Source organism: Pseudomonas sp. AC463 (assembly GCF_979253585.1).
In genome coordinates, this window is sequence record NZ_CEEDDZ010000107.1 from 1 (window position 1) to 473 (window position 473).

Sequence of the window (473 nt, forward strand, 5' to 3'; positions counted from 1 at the left end):
GGTCGGTCAGCGCGATCGTCACGCCTTCGTCATGCGCCTTCAGGCCCAATCCGACGCCCGCCAGCGTGCCCCCCGTCCCGACCGCGCAAGTGAAGCCGTCTACCCGCCCCTCCAGCTGCGTCCAGATCTCCTCAGCGGTGCCGACGATGTGCGCCCGCCTGTTGGCGATGTTGTCGAACTGGTTCGCCCACACCGCACCCGGCGTCTCCTCGGCGATCCGACGCGACGTGTGGACGAAATGACAGGGCGACGAATAGGGCGCGGCCGGCACCAGCACCAGCTCCGCGCCCAGCGCGCGCAGCGTGTCCATCTTCTCCCGGCTCTGCGTCTCCGGCATGACGATGATCGTCCGGTACCCTTTGGCGTTGGCCACCAGCGCCAGGCCGATCCCGGTGTTGCCCGCCGTGCCCTCCACGATCGTCCCGCCGGGTTGCAGTGCACCACGCTGTTCCGCATCCTCGACGATGAACAGG

Annotated in this window: 1 protein-coding gene; it reads right to left on the reverse strand. The window is 68.7% G+C overall.

The window, feature by feature from the left end:
- Positions 1–473 (reverse strand): pyridoxal-phosphate dependent enzyme (locus AC0IYH_RS29310; RefSeq protein ID WP_471837532.1); only part of this gene is annotated, 473 nt, incomplete at both ends.